This window comes from Gracilimonas sp., assembly GCF_031581265.1.
Classification (GTDB): Bacteria; Bacteroidota; Rhodothermia; order Balneolales; family Balneolaceae; genus Gracilimonas.
In genome coordinates, this window is the sequence record NZ_JAVLBQ010000001.1 from 188,990 (window position 1) to 210,156 (window position 21,167).

The following is a 21,167-nucleotide window of genomic DNA, read 5'->3' on the forward strand; positions in this document are numbered from 1 at the left end:
TCTACTCGGCAGGCGTTTCAACTTTGGGATTTTCTACCTTCACTCGAACTTTCTTAATTCTGTTGTTTTTGACAGAGTGTACAGTCATTTCCATGTTCTTATAGGTGAGTCGCTCTCCTACCAACGGCAAACTTTCTGTCAGGTGATAGATCAATCCGCCAAGGGTTTCATATTCATCATCCTCAGTAGTGACATCACAGTTAAGTATCTCTTCCATGTCATCAAGATCAATTTTCGCATCAAAAATATAAATTCCACTCTTAAAACGAGTATAAAGGGTTTCCTCTTCCCCACTGTCATCGGTAATATCACCCACAATTTCTTCGAGGATATCATCCATAGTTACAATTCCTTCTGTTCCCCCATACTCATCAACTACAATGGCGATATGCGTTTTTTCTTGCTGAAAATCTCGTAACAGGTCATCCAGTTTTTTGGTAGCCGGAATGAACAGCGCTTTACGGGATACCGTTTTCCAATTCAGGGATGGCTCTTCTTCTTCAGCATTCAAATAAGGGAGTACATCTTTGGCATAAAGTACTCCTTGAATGTTATCCAAATCATTATCAATAAGCGGCATTCTGGATAGACCGTTTTCCCGAATTTTTACCAAGACTTCCTGAAGCGATTCATTCAAAGATACCGACACAATGTTGACCCGTGAAGTCATGATTTCCCGCACGGTAATGTTCCCAAAACCAATAACGTTTTCGATGATTTCCCGCTCATCTTCTTTTATCGACCCCTCTTGCTCACTAACTTCCGCCATCGTACGAATATCTTCCTGGGTCATTTTACTGGCCGGTTTTGGCAAATAGCGCTCCAGGCTAATGGTGCTTTCAGCAATCAATTTGGCAAAAGGTTTTAGTAATATGAACAACACATAAATAAACGCGCTGTTTGTACGGGAAACTTTAAGGGGATTGTTGATGGCAATAATCTTCGGCGTAATCTCGCTAAGTATCAAAATCATAAAGGTCAGCACGATAACTTCCACAGTATATACAATCACTTCTGATAAACCATAGGCTGCCACCAAATCACCGGTAATAACAGCCGCTAATACGGAGGCAATAATATTTGCAAAAGTATTGCCTATCAAAATGGTAGCCAGCAATCGCCTTGGCTTTTCAAGCATTTTTATGATGCGTTCATCAGCCGAGCCTTCCGATTGGCCTTGATTCAGGTCTTCCATTCGGGTTGAAAGAGAGAAAAGGGCAACTTCAGATCCTGAGAACAATGCTGAAAAGGCGAGTCCCAAAAATAAAATGACCAACTGAATTCCTAACACCCATAGGTCGATCTCAGCAAAAACCGGGTTATCCCCAAGTGTAGTTAGCGTATCTTGTACCAAAGTAAAAGGGTCTTCGATGCTATCCAATGATTATAGCTTTTTTCTTGAGTGGTAAATAATTGTGAATGCTAAAATATACCATTTTAGATTAAACAGGACTATAAATAAAAAAACGACACAAGAATTTCCTGTGTCGTTTTAAATTAATTTGACAACTCTGCTTTAGAACGGAAGATCGTCATCCATATCATCAAAGTTGCTGTCCAATTCAACATTGTTGCTCATTGGCTTGCCGCCTTGATTTTGTTTTTGAGGCTGTCCGCCGCCCTGGGCATTTCCGCCTCCTCCGCCTTTACTGTCTAACATCACCATGCGGAGCGCTTTGATTTCAGTGGTATATCTTTTCTGACCTTCTTTGTCTTCCCACTGGCGGGTTTGGATTGGCCCCTCGATATAAACTTTTGAGCCTTTGCTCAAATACTGCTGGCAAACTTCAGCTGTTCTTCCCCAGGCTACCACACGATGCCATTCTGTGTTTTCCTGGTATTCTCCGTTACTGTCTTTATAACGCTCGCTGGTTGCGATGTTTAAAGTAGCCACGGCTGTGTTGTTCTGTGTATAGCGTACCTCCGGATCTTGACCCAGATTTCCTATAATCATTGCTTTGTTTAGTGAACTCATAACGTATTCGATTTTTTTATTGTTTGTTTGCAATGTAAGAGTTACTTCAGAACAATTCCTTACAAAAAAATTTTAGGGAATTTAGGAATTTTGAATTTATAATAGCACTTATTTTAATAAAATCAGTTTTTTACAATAAATAAAAAAAATCAGAAATCCCTATTACAGATTAGTATAAAGTAGTAGTTGTTCTATCATTTTGATTTCTTTTGAACTCGTTTGATTGCTCGTTATTAAAGCCCGAATTTTTTATCATCGAACATGAACTCTTCTAAAATTCCTTTTTGGTTAAAAATTGTCTTGGGGATTATCGTCTGTAATCTGATAGGATTAATGGCAAGCAGTGTCACGCTGCCGGCTATTTCTGATTGGTACGTTAACCTGAATAAACCTTTTTTCAATCCTCCTAACTGGCTTTTTGGTCCTGTTTGGACTTTGCTTTACACCTTTATGGGTATTGCAGCAGCTATGATTTGGCAACAAGGTTTTCGGCATGAAAAAGTAAAATACGCGCTGGCAATTTTTGGAATTCAGTTGGGGCTGAATGGAATCTGGTCATTTCTCTTTTTTGGATTTCAGAGTCCGCTTTTGGCTTTTATTGAAATCATTATTTTACTGATTGCCATTGTAATTACCATCCTCAAATTCAAGGAGATTAAACCAATTGCGGCATGGCTTTTGATTCCCTATTTACTTTGGGTACTATTTGCATCGGTACTCAATTTTTCAATATTCCTCTTAAATTGATTCGTTATGAAAATTAAGCAACTTCCTCTTATAGCTTTTCTGCTTCTTACAACTTCCTTATTTAACGTACATGCACAGGTTGATGAGTCCTATTTTGATTATATGGATGTCTTTGATTTGGTCATGGTCGCCAATCCTGAAATTTCCCCTGATGGAAATACTATTATCTACCAACGACATCAATTTGATGTAATGACCGATCGTCGTTTCACGAATCTTTGGACCATTTCTTTTTCCGGGGAGAATCACCGACCACTGACTTCCGGTAAAAGTGGATATGGGAATGTTGCTTGGTCACCAAGTGGAGATCGAATTGCTTATACTTCCAGCGAGGAAGGATCAAACCAAATTTTTGTGCGTTGGATGGATACCGGAGTTTCAACTTCTATTACTAACCTGACCGAAAGCCCCGGTAACCTGAGCTGGTCCCCCGATGGAACTAAGCTTTTATTCTCGAAATTTGTACTGGGCTCATCTTCAACAGTGCGCGCAGATATGCCCACCCCACCTCAAGGAGCAGAATGGGAACAACCGGCTAAAGTAATTGATAAAGTCGCTTATCGCAGCGATGGCGGAGGCTATATCCCGGATGGATTTAATCATATTTTTGTTATTTCAGCTGAAGGTGGTGCTCCCCGTCAACTCACGACCGGGGATTATAATTACAGTTCCCCATCATGGACTCCCGATGGAAACATTCTTTTTACAGCCGATAGATCCGGAAATGCAGAACTTGATCCCAATAATGCACAGATTTATGAAATGGATATTGAAAGCGGTGAACTAACTCAGCTCACGGATAAAAGAGGTCCGCATAGTAATCCTAAAGTTTCTCCTAATGGAAATTTAATAGCATACACCGGATATGAAGATCGTTTTGTAGGATATCAGCTTACCGAATTATATATCATGAACCGGGACGGATCGAACCTCAGAAAAATTTCACAACAAGTCCCACAAGATGTTTCCGGTATAAATTGGGCTTCAGATAGTGAATCGTTGTTTTTCAGTTATTTAGAAGATGGTAAAGCAAAAGTGGGCAATATTAAACTCAATGGTGATTATACCGAAGTTGCTCAAAATCTGTCTTCAGCTACTATTGGAAGACCCTACTCCGGTGGTTCTTATTCCGTAGCTAATAATGGACGGGTAGCTTATAGTGTAGGAACTGCAACCACACCTGCCGAACTTGGCGTAGTTCATTTCCCTACACGCATGGCCGCTCGAACTCTTACAAATTTGAATGAGCAGTTTTTAAAGGCCAACAATATGGGAGAAGTCGAAGAATTTTGGGTTGATTCTTCCGTAGATGATTTTCGGGTTCAGGGCTGGATTATCACTCCTCCTGATTTTGATCCGGATAAAGAATACCCCATGATATTAGAAATTCATGGAGGCCCATGGTCCAGTTATGGACCTCAGTTTTCTCCTGAGCTTCAGCTTATGGCCAGTCGCGGGTATGTAGTAGTTTACACCAATCCCCGTGGTAGTACCGGTTATAGTGAAGAATTTGCAGCCTACATCAACAATAATTACCCCAGTGAAGACTACAACGACCTTATGGATGCCACCGATTATGTGATTGATCAGGGCTATATTGATGAAGATAATTTGTTCATAACCGGAGGTAGCGGTGGCGGAGTATTGACCGCCTGGAGTATAGGAATGACCGATCGTTTTACAGCTGCCGTAGTGGCAAAACCGGTAATCAACTGGTACAGCTTTGTACTCACAGCGGATGGTATTCCATTTTTCAGCAAATACTGGTTTACAGAAAAGCCTTGGGACGATCCTCAACAATACCTCGAACACTCTCCCATTTCCCTGGTTGGAAATGTAACTACTCCTACCATGATGCTTACCGGCGAACAGGATTACCGAACTCCTATGAGTGAGACTGAACAATATTATTCAGCACTTAAACTTCAAGATATCGATGCTGTAATGGTTCGTATTCAGGGTTCAGGCCACGGAATCGCAGGAAAGCCGAGTAATTTATTCCGCAAGGTTGGATATATAACGGGATGGTTTGAGAAGTACAAAAATTAGCTTTCAGCTATCAGCCGTCAGCTTTCAGGGAAAGTCTTATTTTAATCCTGCGTTCGAGTAATAGTTAGCAATGGGTTTTCACCCTGAGCGCATTCAAGTATAATTAGGTTTCCATATTATTCCGCGAAAGGTCTCAAAGTTCAAGATACCCGATAGTATTATTCATTGAGATCCTTCGCGTTCAACAAAGGTGATATATTTTTTACCTTTTTAAGCGCTCAGGATGACAACTTCAGAGAGCTTTTATCTAAAACTCAGGTTTTAAGTATGCAATATGATGCCCAGAGTTGGAATCATCCTGAATATAATTCTAATTTTTAGCCAAATATAATCAGTGTTCAGTCTACCAGCTATTTAGAGTAAAAAAGTTTGAATTTCTAAAGACTGAATGCTGACAGCTGACTGCTGACTGCTTTTCCAATAAACACTTCTTTATCCTACCACTATTCAATATCTTTACGCCTTAGAAATTCCACCTCCAAACATACATTTAGATGCTATTTGCGGTAAGTCTTCCATTTTTAAATGAGATCGTTGCTCTATTCTTAGTCAGTGTACTCATTGCTTACATTTGTTATAAAATCAAACTGGTGCCTATTGCCGGGTTTTTGATTGCAGGGGTAATCATTGGTCCAAATGCTTTAGGCTTGGTTCAGGATATTGAGCTGGTAGATATGCTGGCCGAAATAGGCATCATTCTATTGTTGTTTACCATTGGGATTGAATTCAGTTTAGAGAAACTCGCTCGTATTAAAAAAGCGATTATTGTGGGGGGTGGATTACAAGTTTCGTTATCAGTAGCCGCTGTGGTAGGTATCCTGCTCTTTTTTGGGGTAGAATGGAAAGTAGCTGTTTACACCGGCTGTTTGGTTGCCTTGAGCTCTACAGCCATCATTTTAGGTTTACTAAGTGAACAGGGCAAAACCGACACTCCCTCCGGCCGACTCTCACTGGCTGTTTTGATATTCCAGGATCTGGCTATTATCGCCATGGTCCTGCTTATACCTATTCTTTCCGGAGAGAGTGATTCCATTTCTGATGTATTTGTAGTTCTTGGGAAAGCCGTTGCGCTTATTGCCATTGTTGTGTTATTGGCAAGAAAAGTCGTTCCCTGGATTTTGGAAAAAGTAGCGCAAACAAGACGACAGGAGCTTTTCATTCTAACCGTGATGGCCATCTGTTTTGGAACAGCAGCCATTACCAATCTTGCCGATGTAAGCTTAGCTTTAGGAGCCTTTTTAGCCGGATTAGTGGTAAGTGAAAGTCATTACAGTGATCATGCCTTAAGTGAAATTTTACCGGTCAAGACTATCTTTAATGCGGTCTTCTTTGTATCGGTAGGTATGCTACTGGATCTGCAATTTGTGTTAGATTATCCTTTATTATTGTTAGGTATTGCTGCCGGTGTGTTAGTTCTGAAGTTTATTTTGAGCTCCATTAGTTTACTTGTTCTTGGATATCCAATTCGAATAGCTGCCGCTACCGGTTTGGTACTTGCTCAGATCGGGGAATTTTCATTTGTACTGGAAAGAGCCGGTCGTGCGGCCGGTTTGACACCCGGTGGATATGGAGATATCGGTTCCCAAACATTTATCGCCGTTTCAGTAATTTTGATGCTGCTCACTCCCCTCTTCCTTCATGTGAGCCCCAAAGTTGGAGAGATGTTATCTAAAACCCCACTTCGAAAATTTGGACAGACAAAAGCGGAATCTCCATCGCCAGAAGAAAAAATTGATTTAGAAGACCATATGATTTTGGTGGGATATGGTCACGCAGGACGAAATCTTGCTCGGGTATTTAAAGAAACCGGTATTCCTTTTATAGTCGTCGAGATGAATCCCGAGTCAGTCAATGAGATGCATGAAGAAGGAATTAAAGCTATTTATGGAGATGCATCCAGAACCCATATCCTTGAACATGCCCAGATTTATAAAGCTAAACTTTGTGTGATCGCCATCAACGACCCAGATGCAAGTCCGAGAATCATCAAACTATCTAAATACCTCAACCCGACCATTCAAACCGTGGTACGAACCCGTTATCTTGCTGAGGCAGACTTCCTTGAAAACGCCGGTGCCGATAAAGTTGTACCCGAAGAAATGGAAACAACCGTACGGCTATTTTCAACTGTACTCAGTGCATACATGATTCCGGAAGAAGAAATTCAACAGCACATTCAGGAACTCCGGGCAGAGGATTATCAAATTATGCGGGGAAGTATTCAGGAGGCTCATCTTATGGTATTGCAAGGACTGGATGAAGAAGGGCTGCATACTCGTGCTGTTTTGGTACGTGAAGGATCCTATGCCGCCGGTAAATCACTCTCCGATTTGATGCTGAGAAACAAGTATCAAATTACGGTCCTTACCGTTCAGCGAGGGAATAATAATATTGGGAACCCGGCCGGGGAATTTACGCTGAAAGCCGGTGACAGACTGGTTATGGTTGGTCTGGCCGATCGGTTTGCGGAAGCAGCCGAAATTTTCCGGGAAGCGGAAATTCCGGAAGAACTGAAAGATGAAATTTCATAAATATTTCTGTTCCCTTCATGTATTCTTAATAAGATTTTCATAGCTATAAGTAGGACTCCAAAATACCAAGACTATGAAAGAGCAAGACGGCACATATACCCTAACTGAAAATTCCTTCCAACCTAAACATTTTAGAACTAACTACGAGAGTTCATTTTACCAGTTGATTAAGAATTCTTTTGACATGCTTGTGATGCTGGATGATACAGGAACTCAATTTTTTGTGAATGAATCTTGCAAATATATTTTGGGGTATGAACCGGAAGAGCTGGTTGGAATTGATGTTATTGAAACGATGATTCACCCCGATGATAGACCAAAGGTTAAATCGGCCTTTATGCGTGTCATTCGTAAAAAATATCACGGTGGAATTCAATATCGACACTGGCATAAAAAAGGAGGCTGGGTCTATTTAGAAGCAGTTGGAAACAACTTGTTAGATGACCCTGCAATTGAAGCTATAGTATTAAACGTAAGAGATATAACTGAACGCAAGGAAGCAGAAGAAAAATTAAGAAGTAAACAAGAACGCCTTCAAGAACTTAATGCCGGAAAGGATAAATTACTTTCAATAATAGCTCACGATCTAAGAAGTCCGTTGAGCAGTATCATTGGTTTTAGTGATCTCCTCTCAGATGTTTTGCAAAGTGGTGATACCGAACAAGCAAAACAATTTGCTTCCATCATTCATGACTCTACCCTGCAAATTAATGAGTTACTCGATAACCTTTTGATGTGGGCGCGAAATCAATCCGGGCGTATCGATTATAGTCCTGAGTCGATAGTACTAAATAAGGTAATTGAAGAAAATATTCGCCTCGAAAAAGATTCTGCTCTTCAAAAATCAATTACCATTTCCTACTCACAATCTAAATTGATTACTGTAGAAGCTGATAAAAACATGCTCAATACTGTGCTCAGAAATCTAATTTCAAATGCCATTAAATTCACTCCCAACCACGGAAACATTCAAATAAAAGCAAAAGTTAAAGGAAATGAAGCTCTCGTTTCAGTCTCAGACAATGGAACAGGAGTTCCTGAACATAAAATTGGTAAGCTTTTCCAAATCGAACATTCAAAATCAACTGATGGTACCAACGGTGAAAAAGGTTCAGGGCTTGGGCTACTTCTATGCAAAGACTTTGTGGAGCTTCATGGAGGCTCTATCTGGGCTGAAAATAACCAAGGCAAAGGGGCTAATTTTTCCTTCACTTTGCCTCTAAGTTAAAGCAATATTTTAGAGAGTTAACGCAAATACCTTTTTAAAACATCGTACAGAGAACCTGCGAGCGTCCACAGGTCCTCGCAGCGTTCGGCACTTCAGCCATGTCCTTGTAACGCTCGCAGGACCTTCGGACGCTGCGAGGTTAATTTGCCCAAAGATTACCTCAGGTTTATTTTAAAACTGGTAAACGCATGAGAGTTAATTCTTCTTTAACTCCCAAAATCAAAGTTAGTTCTTACTTCCAGGCTCCCAATATCAATCCCATTAGGGTGAAAACAACCACCCAAAATCCACCATTGATAAAAATATATTGCCAGGATTTTTGCTCGTATAAAGCATTAACAGCTATAGCCATAGCCACCCAACCAAATCCGGTTAAAAATCCATAGAACGATCCGGTTCCTGCAGTAATCATTTCTGCTGCTTCCGGATCTCCACTTCCATAGAAAAACATGGCCAAACAATACGCCATGATAAATTGAAAGATTAAGGTAAACCCAAAAATCTTAGCCATATTTCCTTTTTGAGCGTCTTCTTCTGTCATACCTACAGAACTCATCCATGCTTTTCCAAACAATGGGCCGTACCAAATAAAGCCAATTGCGAAACCAACCAAAGTGGCGGCTATAACCGCCAGCCAATTAATTGCTGCCATTTCCATAGTTTTACCTCATGTTTTATTTGCTTTTTATTGTCCCGGGATTCTTGCTTACTCCTTGAACACCATAGAATTAAGTAAATTTACTTTAATCATAAAATATGAATTAATTTAAATTTTGGAATCCATTGATAGCTGACAAGCTTTTCCTTAAGATTTCTTACCTTTGGGAAAAATTCAGCGAATAAAATTACCTTATGAAGTATACTGATTTTAATCAGACAGTGCCTATTGATGAAGTGGGTGTTAATGAAAAGGTGGCAAGACTCAATTCCCGAAGCATTAAAAAAGAGTCTAAGATACAAGCGCTAAAATTGGCACTCAGTATGATTGACCATACTACCCTTGAGGGTAAAGATTCCCCGGGTAAGGTGATTCAATTGTGCAAAAAGGCAAAACAACCTCATCCGGCTCTGCCCGATCTGCCCACTGTTGCTGCGGTATGTGTATATCCAAGGATGGTACGAGTTGCTAAAAATGAACTAAAGGGAACAGATATTAACGTAGCCAGTGTAGCAACGGCTTTCCCAAGTGGTCAATCTCCCCTCTCTATGCGAATTGAGGATACAAAATTTGCTGTAGAAGAAGGCGCCGATGAAATTGATATGGTCATCAGTCGTGGAGCTTTTTTGAATGGAGAATTCAATCTGGTATTTGATGAAATAGCAGCTATTAAAGAAGCTTGTGGAGATGCACATTTAAAAGTGATTTTAGAAACAGGAGAACTACACACCCTTGAAAATGTTCGTAAGGCAAGCGATTTAGCCATGCATGCCGGAGCTGATTTTATAAAAACTTCTACCGGTAAAGTAAGTCCGGCTGCAACTCAACCCGTAACTCTTGTAATGTTGGAAGCCATTCGGGATTTTTATTATGAAACTGATAAAATGATAGGCATGAAACCGGCGGGTGGTATCAGAACGGCTAAGCAAGCTATCCAATATTTAGTACTGGTAAAGGAAACATTAGGAGCTGCATGGCTCAATAAAAATTACTTCCGCTTTGGAGCCAGCTCCCTCACTAATGACCTGCTGATGCAAATTGTTAAGCAAAAAACCGGTCATTACCAATCTCTCGATTACTTTAGTAACGATTGATCTGAATCGAAAAAATATTTGAATTAAGAATTACTGTTATGTCCAATACTGAAACGAAAGAATCTTACAAACCAACTTCCCCTAATTCTAAGTTAGATTTTGCATCTCTTTGGGAATATGCCCCGGCTCCACAAGATTCTGATTTTGCTGAAGTCAAGGATCAATATGATTTATTCATTGGAGGAAAATTTGTAAAACCCTCCAAGGGTCGATACTTCAAGAGTACCAATCCGGCAACTGAAGAAGTCATAACAGAATTTGCTGAGGCTACTCAAAAAGATGTCGACAAAGCCGTTAAAGCTGCCCGGAAAGCATATGAGGGGGAATGGGCAAAAATTTCGGCCAAAGAACGCGGAAAATATATTTATCGCATTGCACGGATGATTCAGGAGCGTGCCCGTGAATTTGCTGTATTAGAAAGTATGGATGGCGGTAAACCCATTCGAGAATCCCGTGATGTGGACATCCCATTGGTAGCCGCTTATTTCTTTTACTATGCAGGTTGGGCAGATAAACTGGAATATGCTTTTCCAGGTAAAAAACCGAAACCTTATGGAGTGTGTGGACAGATTATCCCCTGGAATTTTCCGCTGTTAATGTTAGCCTGGAAAATAGCACCTGCCCTTGCTACCGGAAATACCGTCGTACTTAAATCTGCTGAAACTACCTCCTTAACAGCCCTTAAATTTGCTGAGCTTGTCAAAGATTGTGGGCTGCCTGATGGGGTTGTAAATATTGTAACCGGTGCCGGACAAACCGGTGCAGAAATCGTAAATAACAAAGATATAGATAAGATTGCTTTTACCGGCTCAACCAATGTTGGTAAAATCATCCAAAAATCACTGGCCGGAACCGATAAGAAATATACCCTTGAGCTTGGCGGTAAAGGAGCCTTGGTTATTTTTGAAGATGCTCCAATAGATCAGGCAGTCGAAGGAATAATCAATGCAATTTACTTCAACCAGGGGCATGTATGCTGTGCCGGTTCTCGTTTGCTTGTGCAGGAAGGAGTAGCAGATAAGGTAATTCAAAAACTAAAAGACCGGCTAGAATCTCTCATTGTTGGAGACCCGTTGGATAAAAATACCGACATTGGTGCTATAAATTCTAAAGAGCAGTTTGAAACCGTCAACAAATATTTAGAATTAGGTGTCGAAGAAGGCGCAGATATCTATCAGGCTAAATGTGATATTCCTGAAAACGGCTATTTCATCCGTCCTACCCTGTTTACGAATGTATCCCAATCGAACCGGGTGGTTCAGGAAGAGATTTTTGGTCCTGTGCTTACGGTTCAAACTTTTAGAACAGCTGATGAAGGGATTGAGAAAGCCAACAACACTCCATATGGACTCGCTAACGGAGTCTGGACAGACAAAGGCTCGAAGATATTCAAAATGGGCAGCAAAATGCGTTCAGGAGTAGTATGGGCGAATACATACAACAAGTTTGATCCTACCTCCCCCTTTGGCGGATATAAGGAAAGTGGTGTTGGCAGAGAAGGTGGAATGCACGGACTCGCAGCATATATTCGAAACTAAACTCAAAATCTTAATTCATTATTCGAGTTGTTAAAATTATCAATATTCATATAACCTACGAGAATAAGTTATTGGTTAATTGTTATTCGTTCTCATATACTTTAAAAATAAATAAGTGAACTAATAACGAATTAACCATTACACCATTAACCAATACTGATCATGACAGAAGAAAGAATTGACGTTAAAAAAACCTATAAAATGTATATCGGCGGGAATTTCCCCCGCAGTGAATCCGGACGTACCTATAAAGCACTGGATTCTGAAGGAGATTTGATTGCGAATGCTTGTCAAGGTTCTCGTAAGGATTTCAGAGATGCGGTGAAAGTAGCCCGGAGCGCATTTGATGGATGGAGTAGTCGCAGCGCCTATAACAGAGGACAGGTTTTATACCGCATTGCTGAGATGATGGAAGACCGAAGGGATCAATTTATGAAAGAACTTGGTCCTATTGGGATGACAACCATTGAAGCAGAAGCAACATTAAATGCGGCTATAGACCGATGTATTTACTACGCAGGTTGGACGGACAAGTACCAGCAAGTATTTGGCTCTATTAACCCGGTAGCCAGCTCACACTTCAATTTCAGTATGCTGGAGCCAACAGGAGTTGTTGCTGCATTTGCGCCTGAAGAAAGTCCCTTGCTTGGTTTGGTTTCCGTTATTGCCCCTATCATTGCAGGTGGTAATACATGTGTAATCTTAGCTTCCGAAAAAGCACCTTTACCGGCCATCAGTTTTGCTGAAGTATTGAACTCTTCGGATGTGCCCGGAGGAGTTGTGAATATTTTAACCGGATTTCGAGAAGAATTATTGGAACATTTTAGTACTCACATGGATGTAAATGCCATGTGCTATACCGATAATCTTCCCAAAGAAATGAAGAAATTGATAGACGAGAATGCCTCGTTAAACGTTAAACGCATCGTGAAGCGCCACATAAAGGATTGGTATGAAGAAGATGCACAATCGCCTTATTTCGTTACTGATTTCCAAGAAACTAAAACCACATGGCATCCGGTAGGATTCTAAAATGATGAGATTAATCGCTGTCTTTTTACTGTGTTTCTCGATATCTATGGGGGCATGCTCCACTTCAGAACCAACCGTTAGTGAAACGGAAACCACTGAAGAAAAAGATGAAGCAACAAGTAATGACATAAGTAATAATACTTCTTCTTCAACAGAATTGGAGCGGTATAGAACGCAACTCTCCGATGCCTACGCTTATCGTGAAAATCAAATTCCTGAAGCTTTCAACCGAATAAAAGTTCAGCAGGAAGAAGAAGAAAACTTATATGAGGGATACCGGGTTCAAATCTTTTCAGGCACGAATGTAGCTGGAGCTGATACGATGGCTGCTAATTTTAGAGCCTGGGCAGATACTACCATAGTTAGTTATCAACCTGAAACCTATGTGTTTTTCAGAACTCCTTATTACAGAGTACATGTGGGTGATTTCCATGAACGCGACAGAGCCATTAAGTTTTCTAATATCGTAAAACGTTATTTTAGGGGAGCATGGGTTGTTTATGACCGCGTTGACCCTTTTAAAGTCCCGGCAGATACTACCGTTATTCAAAGCAAATAATCCTGTACAGGTAAAGTTTTTTTGTTTTTTCAATGATTCGAAATCCAATCAAACCGAAATAACTAAAACTTTTTGTTTATTATTACGAAGAAGGATCAAATATTAACATAGATCAGTGATTCATTGGGACTAAAAAACGAAGCGCAATCCGGTTACGGGACTAAGAAATTCTACCAGGAATATGTTTCCGGAATGAGCCGTGAACGATTTTCCAAAGAGCTTTCAGCGGATACGGAGCGGCTAAAGCTGGTTTATAGAGAAGCTGTTGAAGATATTGAACGCCAACAAGGGCAACAGCTGCCTGGTCATGTAAAATTCATGAGGCTATTCTCGGATTTAACGCAACGCCTCAACCCTACCCGGAGATTAATATTTGGCCTTGGTTCAGTAAGTTTTGTAGCCTATTACGTGCTCAACTTTTTTGGGATTATTGAGTATTTCTTGATTGGCAACCTGCTTCTCCCCTTTGGATTTATTTCCATGTTTATGCTCTTGCTGATTGAATTGCTCGAAAAATCGGATGTACAAAAAGAAATTGACCTCGCCCGTGATATACAGCTGAGCTTATTACCGGGAACCTCTCTAAACAAGAAAAACCTTGAAGTATATTCCTTTGCCCATACCGCAAAAGAAGTCGGCGGTGATTACCTGGATGTAATCGATACGGAAAAGGGAACATATGTTGTAATAGCCGATGTATCCGGAAAAGGCTTAAGCGCGGCCTTATATATGGTTCGCCTACAGGCTTTGGTTAGTATGATCATTGAAAAAGAACATCCTACTTCAAAAGAATTATTCTTACAACTCAACAACTACATTAAAAGCAACAGTAAAGACAAAACTTTTGTAACAGGTTGCGTTGCTTACTTCCCCAACGATGAAGACTATTTTGAATACATCAGGGCCGGACACAACATTCCGATCTATTATAACAAAGACAGAGACACTACTTTTAAACTGAAATCAAATGGATTTGCTTTGGGGATGACTTCCACCAGTTTGCTTGATAAAAATATGGAAGTAAAGAAATTTCACTTCAACCCCGGTGATTCAGTTTTGTTTTACACTGATGGCCTCAATGAAGCCCGTAATAGCCGAGACGAAGAATATGGTGAAGAACGCATCGAATCCCTGATGGAGATTTATGGATCCCTCCATGCCAAAACTATCATCGGCAAGGTGCAGTCCTCCTTAGAAGCTTTTATAGGCTCTGTAGATCCATTAGACGACATAACCTTTACTTGTATCCATCGACCTTCTTAAAAGGCCTCTAATTTCCCTCAAGTACTGCGTCAACTGCTGCTTCAACAGTAATGCCAAAATGATCAAACAAATCTTCATAAGGAGCAGATTCACCAAATCGATTCAATCCAATTGCTTTTCCTTTTGCTCCTATATATCGTTCCCACCCAAAAGTAGCACCAGCTTCTATAGATACTCGATTGATTACCTCATCAGGAAATACGGATTGCTTATAAGCATCACTCTGCTTTTCAAATAGTTCCCAGCTTGGTAAACTCACTACACGGACGTCAACATCTTGTTTTGCTAATTTCGATTTAGCTTGTACAGCAAGATGTAATTCCGAACCTGTTGCAATTAAAATAGCATCCGGAGTTTTTTGGGTTGAATCTGCATACACGTATCCACCTTTAAGTACCATTTTGGCTGAATTCTGCTCTGATCTTGGCAAAGTTGGAAGGTTTTGACGTGTGAGCACCAAAAGAGTTGGTCCTGTGGTGTTGTCAATTGCAGCCTTCCAGGCGTAGGCCGTTTCATTAGCATCGCCGGGACGTAAAATTGTAACATTTGGCATGGCCCTGAGACTTGCAAGGTGTTCAATGGGCTGATGAGTTGGACCATCTTCACCTAAACCAATACTGTCGTGAGTAAGTACAAAAATTGATGGGGTTTTCATAAGTGCTGCCAATCGAATTGCGGGTCTCATATAATCGGTGAATACAAAGAAAGTAGCACCATAGGGAACCATTCCACCATGTATAGCCATACCGTTTACTGCTGCTCCCATTCCGTGCTCTCTCACACCAAAGTGAACCGTTCTGCCGGTAGGTTTATCTACGATGTAAGATCCATATCCTTCGATATCCGTTTTAGTACTTCCTCCCAAGTCAGCTGAGCCGCCAAATAAATTTGGCACTACTTCCTTTAAAGAATTAATCACTTTTCCGGAGGCTGCACGACTCGCCATTCCTTTTTCATCTTCTTCAAATACCGGTAAGTTAGATTCCAGTTCATTAGAAATTTCTCTGTTTATCCAGGCTTTAAGCATTTTACCTTCTTTGGGAAAGGCGTTTTTATAAGCTTCTAATTTTTGATTCCATTCTTCCTCTGCTTTCTTTCCTTTATCAACGGATTCTCTGAATTTACTTAAGACCTCATCAGGTATATTAAATTTCTTTTCAGGGTCCCAACCGTAAGCTTCCTTGGTAAGTTTAATTTCTTCCTCGCCCAGTGGAGACCCATGTGACGAAGCTGAATCTTGCTTGTTTGGACTTCCAAATCCGATATGTGTCTTACAAATAATAATGGAAGGTTTATCTGTTACTGATTGAGCTTCTTCTATTGCTGAAGTTATTTCATCATGGTTGTGACCATCAATTTCAACTACATGCCAATTGTATGATTCAAATCTTTTTACTGCATCTTCGGTAAAGGCAAGGTCAGTAGAACCCTCAATCGAGATTCTATTTGAATCATAAAGATATATAAGTTTTCCAAGTCCCATATGCCCTGCCATTGAAGCAGACTCGTGGGAAATTCCTTCCATTAAATCCCCGTCGCTTACAATAGCATATGTATAGTGATCAATAATTTCGTGCCCCTCTTTGTTGAAGTTGGCTCCTATAAAATGCTCAGCCATGGCCATTCCAACACCGGTTCCAAATCCCTGTCCCAAAGGCCCTGTGGTAGTTTCTACACCGGGTGTCATTCCGTATTCAGGATGCCCCGGGGTTTTACTCCCCATTTGGCGGAAGTTCTTGATCTCATCAAGACTAAGATCGTATCCACTAAGGTGCAATAAACTGTAGATAAGCATCGAACCGTGTCCGGCAGACAAAATAAAACGATCTCTGTCAAACCAATTTGGGTTATTTGGAATATGCTTCAAAAATTTAGTCCATAAAATATAAGCTACATCAGCCATTCCCATAGGCATGCCGGGGTGACCGGAATTGGCCTTCTCAACGGCATCGATAGATAAAGTTCTTATGGTGTTGACACAGAGTGAATCAAGTTTTGAAGCTGGCATGTATGAAGAAATTATTAAAGGTTAGGTTGATTAGGAAACGGATGGGCAAAGATAGCAAATGCACCTTTTGTATAAAAAGATAAATGAGGCTATATATAAAAAAGCCACACTCTAAAAAAAAGTGTGGCTTTAGATAACATTATGAATGTAAAATTCTACTCGGTTGCTGAATCACACTTCAATTCAAACTCCATTTTGTGTTCGGCAGCAGACTTAAATTGACCATATACTGCATTTGAAAATGCATCACAAGATTCAGCCTTATTACCTAAGGTTTGATGGGCATATCCCAGTTCAAAATAAATTTTAGCTTTATCGGTACGTCCACCGGTTTCATATTCAAGAGAATTATTTGCAGCCTCTATTGCCTCTTCCGGATTACCAGCTTTGTTGTGTGCTTCTGCTAATCGATAATAGACATCAGCTGATTGGGCATTATAATTTAAAGCTGTTTCAAGCATTTGAAATGCATAATCTAAGTTATTTGCTTCCGAGGCTCTTGTACCTACAGCCAATAATTCATCATGAGCAGCTTCATTAGCATTTTCTACAACCGTACCTTTATTTGTCGTTTGTCCCACATCAATAGCGCGATCGTACCACTCAAGCATCTGTTCTACATTCTGATCTATGATACCGTCACCATCAGTGTCATTCACTTTTTTGAAAATCTTAGCTTTCTGATAATAGGCAGCAGCATAGTTCGAATTTAAGTTGAGCGCTTCATCGACTGCTTGCTCCGAAACTTCATAATTTTCTTCGCTGTAAAGCAGGACAGATTTAGCATAATATAATTGTGGAATTGCCCCTCTTGCAGTAGGTGTGTATCTGTCATCACCATACTCTTCACTTACATCAATAACATTCTTGAAGGCATCGATTGCATCCTCAAGTGTGGAGAGTTCTTTACTTCTTTGATAATTCTGATAAAGCGCTCTTGCCTTAGCAAAATACATTTTAGGAATCTGGGATTCTGCGTTATTCTTAACTTCCTCTCCTTCGGGACCAAGTTGCTCTCCCATCGAAATAACCCGAGTAAATGTTGAAATAGCAGCATCGTACTCATTAGCTTGTGCCTGTTCTAATCCCTTGTTGTATAGCTCTACTGCTTGCGTTTGGTCTTGTGCATGTACTTGAAATGCCATCATAGCGATTAAGACAGCACTAAAACTTATTTTTAAAAGCTTCATATCATTTTTTGTTTTGATAGTTAGTTGCAGCGCCGAATTTAATAAAAATTGACACTGAATTTAAAATTATAACACCTTTTTTTTAGCTAAATAGTATAAATTTACACTTTTCGGCCCGTTTACCACTCTATAATTTAGAAATAGAAATTTGGCATCGGTTCTTTTTTACTGTAAAAATCACATATTATATCTACGACTTCATCTGTGGAATCAGTAACGTGAAAAAGATCAGTATCATTGTCCGAGATGGTGCCCCATTCCTTCATAGTATTTTCAATCCACTCTGTTAAGCCTTTCCAGTAATCACTTCCAAATAAGATAATAGGAATTTGATCTATTTTTCGGGTTTGTATGAGTGTGAGACTTTCAAAAAGTTCATCAAGGGTTCCAAATCCTCCCGGAAATACCACAAAGCCCTGAGCGTATTTCACAAACATAACCTTGCGCACAAAAAAATAATTAAAATTAATGGTGAAATCAGGGTCCACATATTGGTTCGTTCCTTGTTCAAATGGCAAGCTGATTCCTAATCCAACCGATTTTCCATTGCCCTTCTCGGCTCCTTTGTTAGCTGCTTCCATAATTCCCGGACCTCCACCGGTAATTACGCCAAATCCCTTTTTGGTAATTTTGTCTGCAGTTTCCACCGCCAACTCATAGTATTTATTCTCAGGCTTAGTACGGGCTGAACCAAAAATGGAAATACAAGGGCCAATTTGGAAAAGCTTGTCGTAGCCTTCCACAAATTCTCCCATCACTTTAAAAATACTCCAAATATCCCGGTCATAGCCGTTAAATTGAGGCTTCTTTGCCTGAAATTCTCTTTGTTCTGGTGTCATATATTCCTAAAAATTAATTGAAAATGATATAGATGGGGCGTGAGTAGCATAATTCGTTGCTATAATAGCAGGCTGAATTTCTACTCCCATTGAGAGATCGTCAGATACATCAAATGATCGTAAATGGGCAAAAACATAAGCATCGATTGCATTTAATGCATAGGATAGCCCCACAAAAACATACACTAAATCTCTTCGGTTTCGGAAAAAGTTTCTGTTTTGCTGAAGGGCACTTAAATTGGCATTATCAGGAATATAATCAGGAGTGTCTCCAAACCGGTTATCATCCGGTGTATCGGGATTTAGATTATAATATGCAGCCCTGTAATCGTGATATTTTTTGTGTAAATAAACACTGTAGTATGTTAAACCTCCTATCAATCCATAAACAATAGGAACTTTCCACGTCTGCTTGTTTGTCACCTGTCCCCATCCCGGAATCATTAACGATTGTTTTAAAACTTTTTTAGGATCAGGATAAGTTATATCTGTTTCAGCAGTATCTATAAATGAGGAGCGAATTGAATAGTTCTTTGGCACAAAACTTTCATAAGATTGGCTATTCTGGGCAAATCCGGACAAGATAAAACCTAGCGCAAATACCAAACCCAAGCTAATCGATCGAATCAAATATAGAAAGTAAGCGTCCAAGGTCATCATCGGAGTAATATTCAATCTTTATCTCTCCGCCTTTCTTTTTGGGTTTAATGTTAACTTTTGTACTAAATGTACGGCGAAGTCTGGCCGAAATTTCTTCATAGAACGGATTATTAGGATCTTTCCGGGGACTTTTCTTTTTCTTTTTACTACTTCCGGATTTTTCTAAATCCCGTACGGCTTGTTCAATTTGACGAACTGAAAGCCCTTCATCCAATACCTTCTTCAAGATTTTTTGTTGAATCTCCTCATCCTCTATGGTAATTAATGCCCTTGCATGTCCCATAGTTATCTGATTTGATTTCAGAGCCGTTTGAATGAAGTCCGGCAAATTTAACAGACGAAGCATGTTCGTAACCGTTGATCGGTTTTTGCCAACCTTTTCAGCGACCTCGGCTTGGGTATAATCAAATTCTTCCAACAGTCGCTGATATCCTAAAGCAACTTCAAGCGGATTTAACTCTTCCCGCTGGATGTTTTCAATAAGCGCAAAGGCCATACTTTGCTCATCATCGGCCTCACGTATAAAGGCCGGCACTTCCTTTAGTCCGGCTAATTTGGCAGCCCTCAACCGTCTTTCCCCGCTTATAAGCTCAAAACGCTTTTCACCAATGTATCGGACGGTAATAGGTTGAATAAGCCCATGTTCCTTTATAGAATCAGCCAGTTCATCCAGACGTTCTTCATTAAATTGTTTCCTGGGCTGATGAGGATTTTTACGAATATGATCTACCGGTACGAAAAGAACAATGTTTACCCGATCTTCTGGTTTTACGATATTCTTTTCGAGCGTTTCTTTTTCAGCATCCGAACCTTCAACCGACTCTTTGCCTTCTTCTTTATATTCCGGAAAGAAAGCTCCTAAACCACGTCCAAGTACTTTTTTGGAAGCCATAATCTAACTTAGTTCTTAGTTTGTCAGGACCGGGCTGTCCTTAAATAATTTCTTGTTTTTCTTGATGATTTCTCGAGATAAAGCCAAGTAATTTTTAGCTCCCACACTGGTAGAATCATAAAGTAAAGCCGGCTTACCAAAACTGGGAGCTTCAGCCAACCTCACATTTCTTGCAATTACAGATTTGAAGACCCGGTCATCAAAATAACGTTTCACTTCATCTGCAACCTGGTTAGAGAGTCTTGTACGCGTATCATACATAGTTAACAACACTCCCTCAATATCTAACTCAGGGTTTAAATGCTGACGAACAATTTTGATCGTATTCAGAAGCTGTCCTAATCCTTCGAGTGCAAAATATTCGCATTGCACCGGAATAACAATTGAATCTGAGGCAGTTAAAGCATTGATTGTCAATAAACCTAAAGAAGGAGGACAATCAATAATGATAAAATCATATTTATCCCTAACGCTTAAAATGGCTTTTTTAAGGATTCTCTCCCTTTCCTCGCGGTCAATCATCTCAATTTCAGCTCCCACTAAATTTATGTGAGCCGGGACCAAGTCGAGGAAATCCAATTCAGTTTGACGAATTGTATCGTCTATGTCAGCACTGCCAATCATCATTTCATACACCGAATTAGATACCGTCTTAGAGTCAATACCTAAACCACTTGTGGTATTGCTTTGTGGATCGATGTCTATTACCAGTGTAGGGTGTTCAACAGCAGCTAAACTAGCGGCTAAATTTATTGCCGTAGTTGTTTTTCCTACTCCACCTTTTTGATTGGCAATTGATATGACTTTTCCCATTAATCCTGCTTTATACTTGTTATGTAATTCCAATAAATTCTAATATAAAGCGAGGTGTACTGCTATACAAAAATACTTATTCACATTCCAA

Annotated in this window: 18 protein-coding genes; 9 read left to right on the plus strand and 9 right to left on the minus strand. The window is 40.1% G+C overall.

Going from position 1 to position 21,167, the window contains the following annotated elements; translation table 11 throughout:
* Position 1: 1 nt before the first annotated feature.
* Together RI561_RS00775 and RI561_RS00780 are read right to left on the minus strand one after the other, a co-directional pair.
* Complete coding sequence (locus RI561_RS00775; RefSeq protein WP_395078301.1) at positions 2–1,381, minus strand: hemolysin family protein; 1,380 nt, start codon at positions 1,379–1,381, stop codon at positions 2–4.
* Between the two features lie 135 nt (positions 1,382–1,516).
* Complete coding sequence (locus tag RI561_RS00780) at positions 1,517–1,975, minus strand: single-stranded DNA-binding protein (protein WP_395078302.1); 459 nt, start codon at positions 1,973–1,975, stop codon at positions 1,517–1,519.
* Between the two features lie 261 nt (positions 1,976–2,236).
* On the opposite strand from RI561_RS00780, the gene RI561_RS00785 reads away from it, so the two are divergent.
* From RI561_RS00785 to RI561_RS00800, 4 genes are all read left to right on the plus strand, one after another.
* A complete protein-coding gene (locus RI561_RS00785; protein ID WP_395078303.1) occupies positions 2,237–2,722 on the plus strand; it encodes a TspO/MBR family protein in 486 nt (161 codons plus the stop codon).
* A 6-nt stretch (positions 2,723–2,728) separates the two neighbouring features.
* A complete protein-coding gene (locus RI561_RS00790; RefSeq protein WP_395078304.1) occupies positions 2,729–4,771 on the plus strand; it encodes a S9 family peptidase in 2,043 nt (680 codons plus the stop codon).
* Between the two features lie 494 nt (positions 4,772–5,265).
* Complete coding sequence (locus tag RI561_RS00795) at positions 5,266–7,302, plus strand: cation:proton antiporter (RefSeq protein WP_395078305.1); 2,037 nt, start codon at positions 5,266–5,268, stop codon at positions 7,300–7,302.
* A gap of 73 nt (positions 7,303–7,375) precedes the next feature.
* Positions 7,376–8,530 carry an ATP-binding protein gene (locus RI561_RS00800; protein WP_395078306.1) on the plus strand — a complete coding sequence of 385 codons (1,155 nt, stop codon included), beginning with the start codon at positions 7,376–7,378 and terminating at the stop codon, positions 8,528–8,530.
* Between the two features lie 232 nt (positions 8,531–8,762).
* Here RI561_RS00800 and RI561_RS00805 read toward each other — a convergent pair whose 3' ends face one another.
* Complete coding sequence (locus tag RI561_RS00805; RefSeq protein WP_395078307.1) at positions 8,763–9,182, minus strand: DUF1761 domain-containing protein; 420 nt, start codon at positions 9,180–9,182, stop codon at positions 8,763–8,765.
* Between the two features lie 200 nt (positions 9,183–9,382).
* On the opposite strand from RI561_RS00805, the gene deoC reads away from it, so the two are divergent.
* From deoC to RI561_RS00830, 5 genes are all read left to right on the plus strand, one after another.
* Positions 9,383–10,282: a deoxyribose-phosphate aldolase gene (deoC, locus tag RI561_RS00810; RefSeq protein ID WP_395078308.1), complete on the plus strand. Its 900-nt coding sequence runs from the start codon at positions 9,383–9,385 to the stop codon at positions 10,280–10,282.
* Positions 10,283–10,320: 38 nt separating this feature from the next.
* The gene (locus tag RI561_RS00815) at positions 10,321–11,820 is read left to right on the plus strand and encodes an aldehyde dehydrogenase family protein (protein WP_395078309.1); all 1,500 of its coding nucleotides are present in this window, start codon (positions 10,321–10,323) and stop codon (positions 11,818–11,820) included.
* A gap of 162 nt (positions 11,821–11,982) precedes the next feature.
* Complete coding sequence (locus RI561_RS00820; protein WP_395078310.1) at positions 11,983–12,852, plus strand: aldehyde dehydrogenase family protein; 870 nt, start codon at positions 11,983–11,985, stop codon at positions 12,850–12,852.
* A gap of 1 nt (position 12,853) precedes the next feature.
* Entirely contained in the window at positions 12,854–13,411 is a 558-nt protein-coding gene (locus RI561_RS00825) for an SPOR domain-containing protein (RefSeq protein WP_395078311.1), read from the plus strand.
* 123 nt (positions 13,412–13,534) lie between these two features.
* The gene (locus RI561_RS00830; RefSeq protein ID WP_395078312.1) at positions 13,535–14,674 is read left to right on the plus strand and encodes a PP2C family protein-serine/threonine phosphatase; all 1,140 of its coding nucleotides are present in this window, start codon (positions 13,535–13,537) and stop codon (positions 14,672–14,674) included.
* A 7-nt stretch (positions 14,675–14,681) separates the two neighbouring features.
* Here the strand turns inward: RI561_RS00830 and tkt are convergent, their stop codons facing one another.
* From tkt to RI561_RS00860, 6 genes are all read right to left on the minus strand, one after another.
* Positions 14,682–16,682 carry a transketolase gene (gene tkt, locus RI561_RS00835; RefSeq protein ID WP_395078313.1) on the minus strand — a complete coding sequence of 667 codons (2,001 nt, stop codon included), beginning with the start codon at positions 16,680–16,682 and terminating at the stop codon, positions 14,682–14,684.
* A 155-nt stretch (positions 16,683–16,837) separates the two neighbouring features.
* Entirely contained in the window at positions 16,838–17,872 is a 1,035-nt protein-coding gene (locus tag RI561_RS00840; protein ID WP_395078314.1) for a tetratricopeptide repeat protein, read from the minus strand.
* 134 nt (positions 17,873–18,006) lie between these two features.
* Complete coding sequence (locus RI561_RS00845; protein ID WP_395078315.1) at positions 18,007–18,711, minus strand: TIGR00730 family Rossman fold protein; 705 nt, start codon at positions 18,709–18,711, stop codon at positions 18,007–18,009.
* Positions 18,712–18,717: 6 nt separating this feature from the next.
* Positions 18,718–19,251, minus strand: a complete 534-nt coding sequence (locus RI561_RS00850; RefSeq protein WP_395078316.1) for a DUF5683 domain-containing protein — start codon at positions 19,249–19,251, stop codon at positions 18,718–18,720.
* A gap of 73 nt (positions 19,252–19,324) precedes the next feature.
* Positions 19,325–20,263, minus strand: coding sequence for a ParB/RepB/Spo0J family partition protein (locus RI561_RS00855; protein WP_395078317.1), 939 nt, complete (start codon positions 20,261–20,263; stop codon positions 19,325–19,327).
* Between the two features lie 15 nt (positions 20,264–20,278).
* Complete coding sequence (locus RI561_RS00860; RefSeq protein WP_395078318.1) at positions 20,279–21,076, minus strand: ParA family protein; 798 nt, start codon at positions 21,074–21,076, stop codon at positions 20,279–20,281.
* Between the last annotated feature and the right edge of the window lie 91 nt (positions 21,077–21,167).

Bases quoted from the DNA above. Each gene is read 5' to 3' on its own strand.
- RI561_RS00860 (WP_395078318.1), bottom strand. From the start codon at position 21,076: ATGGGAAAAGTCATATCAATTGCCAATCAAAAAGGTGGAGTAGGAAAA.
- RI561_RS00825 (WP_395078311.1), top strand. From the start codon at position 12,854: ATGATGAGATTAATCGCTGTCTTTTTACTGTGTTTCTCGATATCTATG.
- RI561_RS00780 (WP_395078302.1), bottom strand. From the start codon at position 1,975: ATGAGTTCACTAAACAAAGCAATGATTATAGGAAATCTGGGTCAAGAT.
- deoC (WP_395078308.1), top strand. From the start codon at position 9,383: ATGAAGTATACTGATTTTAATCAGACAGTGCCTATTGATGAAGTGGGT.
- tkt (WP_395078313.1), bottom strand. From the start codon at position 16,682: ATGCCAGCTTCAAAACTTGATTCACTCTGTGTCAACACCATAAGAACT.
- RI561_RS00840 (WP_395078314.1), bottom strand. From the start codon at position 17,872: ATGAAGCTTTTAAAAATAAGTTTTAGTGCTGTCTTAATCGCTATGATG.
- RI561_RS00855 (WP_395078317.1), bottom strand. From the start codon at position 20,263: ATGGCTTCCAAAAAAGTACTTGGACGTGGTTTAGGAGCTTTCTTTCCG.
- RI561_RS00795 (WP_395078305.1), top strand. From the start codon at position 5,266: ATGCTATTTGCGGTAAGTCTTCCATTTTTAAATGAGATCGTTGCTCTA.
- RI561_RS00845 (WP_395078315.1), bottom strand. From the start codon at position 18,711: ATGACACCAGAACAAAGAGAATTTCAGGCAAAGAAGCCTCAATTTAAC.
- RI561_RS00790 (WP_395078304.1), top strand. From the start codon at position 2,729: ATGAAAATTAAGCAACTTCCTCTTATAGCTTTTCTGCTTCTTACAACT.
- RI561_RS00820 (WP_395078310.1), top strand. From the start codon at position 11,983: ATGACAGAAGAAAGAATTGACGTTAAAAAAACCTATAAAATGTATATC.
- RI561_RS00815 (WP_395078309.1), top strand. From the start codon at position 10,321: ATGTCCAATACTGAAACGAAAGAATCTTACAAACCAACTTCCCCTAAT.
- RI561_RS00785 (WP_395078303.1), top strand. From the start codon at position 2,237: ATGAACTCTTCTAAAATTCCTTTTTGGTTAAAAATTGTCTTGGGGATT.
- RI561_RS00800 (WP_395078306.1), top strand. From the start codon at position 7,376: ATGAAAGAGCAAGACGGCACATATACCCTAACTGAAAATTCCTTCCAA.
- RI561_RS00805 (WP_395078307.1), bottom strand. From the start codon at position 9,182: ATGGCAGCAATTAATTGGCTGGCGGTTATAGCCGCCACTTTGGTTGGT.